The 1,902-nt window shown below is 55.9% G+C and carries 4 protein-coding genes; 2 read left to right on the top strand and 2 right to left on the bottom strand.

Translation table 11 applies throughout. From position 1 onward, the window contains the following. Together VEH04_04545 and VEH04_04540 are read left to right on the top strand one after the other, a co-directional pair. A partial coding sequence (locus tag VEH04_04545) for a hypothetical protein (GenBank protein ID HYG22030.1) occupies positions 1 to 443 on the top strand: 443 nt, incomplete at its 5' end. Beyond that, on the top strand, positions 404 to 853 hold the full coding sequence (locus VEH04_04540; protein HYG22029.1) for an OsmC family protein: 450 nt from the start codon (positions 404 to 406) through the stop codon (positions 851 to 853). The genes VEH04_04545 and VEH04_04540, both read left to right, overlap by 40 nt. 27 nt (positions 854 to 880) lie before the next feature. Here VEH04_04540 and coq7 read toward each other — a convergent pair whose 3' ends face one another. Further along, entirely contained in the window at positions 881 to 1,507 is a 627-nt protein-coding gene (coq7, locus tag VEH04_04535; GenBank protein ID HYG22028.1) for a 2-polyprenyl-3-methyl-6-methoxy-1,4-benzoquinone monooxygenase, read from the bottom strand. A 185-nt stretch (positions 1,508 to 1,692) separates the two neighbouring features. Then, the coding region (locus VEH04_04530; GenBank protein HYG22027.1) for a hypothetical protein at positions 1,693 to 1,902 on the bottom strand (210 nt) is incomplete at its 5' end.

Genomic DNA, 1,902 nt, shown 5'->3' with positions numbered 1-1,902 from the left:
AAATTTTAGCCTTTTCAAGGACTTGGCGTCAAATTGATTCTTTACGCGCGACGTGTTTCGGGCAAAAAAAACCCGATGCGATCGGCATCGGGTTTGAATCCACACCAAAGGAGGAGGGTGGAGGAGACAATCTTTGGGTCGATCTCGCATTACGAAATTTACGACCAGCAACTTTATTTTACCGAATTTCATTGTGCAGCGCAAGAAAAACCAGCTTCCCCACCCGTAAAAATACTGATCTGGCGCAAAAACAGCCACGTTATCAAGCACTTACAGCGCTTTCACGATGTGGTTTTTTGTCCCGAATCGTGAACAGCCACGCCCGGTTGCACGACGGGGACGCTACGGAGCGCATCATGTCAAACCAGTTACAATGGCCGCTTCCGAAAATAGCGAGAACTTCATGGAATGCACAGTACGCTGGACCGGCTTGTCCGGCATGACCTTTTTGGCTGAAACCGGATCCGGCCACGTGGTGGCAATGGATGGCGCCCCGGAAGGCGGAGGCCGCAACCTCGCTCCGCGACCGATGGAAGTTGTCCTGGCCGGCACGGGCGGATGCACCGCTTATGACGTGGTGCTGATCCTCAGGAAAAGCCAGCAGGATGTGCGCGGCTGTGATGTAACCCTGAAGTCCGAGCGCGCAGAGAAGGATCCGAAGGTGTTCACCAAGGTCCACTTCCATTTCACGGTCCGCGGCCGCAACCTCAAGCCCAGCCTCGTCGAGCGCGCCATTAAGCTGTCCCACGAAAAGTACTGCTCGGCGTCGATCATGCTCGAAAAAACGGCGCAGCTCACGCACTCGTTCGAAATCGTGGATGACTTGGCGGACGCCCCCGCCGGGGCGGCATAACAGGGAGCGTGGGAAGGCGGCGCCTGCCTATATATAGTAGGCAGTGGTCGTCATGACCTTAGCCATGGCACGCATGGCGGCCTGCACTGGCGCGGGAGTGGCCGCCGCGCCCATCGACTGCGCGGCAGCGCCGTGCTCGATCTCGTCGACCCGCATTTGCTCCACGATGGCCCGCGACTTTTCGTCGGATGCCGGCAGAAGCGTCAAGTGGCTGGCAAGATGCGCTTCGACCTGCCGCTCGGTTTCGACAACGAAACCCAGGCTGTGCGCGTCGCCAATCCGTGCCGCCACCGCCCCCAGCGCATAAGCGCCGGCATACCAGAAGGGATTGAGCAGACTGACGCGCGATCCCAACTCCTGCAGGCGCTGCGCAGTCCATGCCAGGTGATCTTCCTCTTCACGGCCCGCCTGGCGAAACTGGCGTCGCAACTCGTCATTCTTGGCAAAGGCCCCCTGCGCGTCATAGAGAGCCTGTGCGCACACCTCCCCTACATGGTTAACACGCATCAGCCCCGCGCTACGGCGGCGCTCGGCATCGTCCAGCTGAACGTCCGGAATTTTCACCGCCGGGTTCGGGCGCGACGCGGATGCCACGCCAGATACAACGCGGACAAGCCTGTCCACACCTGAAATCAGTTCATCGACATTCCACATCAGTCACCTCCCTCGGCTAACAGTCGGCGGCATCCGGAAAGCACAGAACTTAAGGGAAACATATTAGGCCGAAGCAATAAAAAATTTAGAAAGCATCCTCATTTGCCGTGAAAAATTTAACTGGCATAAGAGTCGCACGACAAATATTTCTCAGTTGAAACAAAATTTCGGCAGGAATTGCGCATTTATTGCTCTAACAGCATCAATTTCCGTCCGTCTGTTGTTACAAAGCCACATGATCCGTGGTCACGCATCGGAATTGCCAAATTCTCTTTGCCCAAAATGAACACATTTGATGAAATCGCTAATAGCTTCTTAGCCATAGCGGCGGGAAGTGTCGGCAGGGACGTTACCACTAGTGGCCTTGCTGAGTGCAATAGAAGGCAATTCAAAAA

This window comes from Verrucomicrobiia bacterium, assembly GCA_035629175.1.
In the GTDB taxonomy this organism is placed as follows: Bacteria; Verrucomicrobiota; Verrucomicrobiia; order Limisphaerales; family DASXHY01; genus DASXHY01.
The sequence above is the reverse complement of the archived record's forward strand: the minus strand, read 5'-3'. Positions and strand labels throughout refer to the sequence as shown.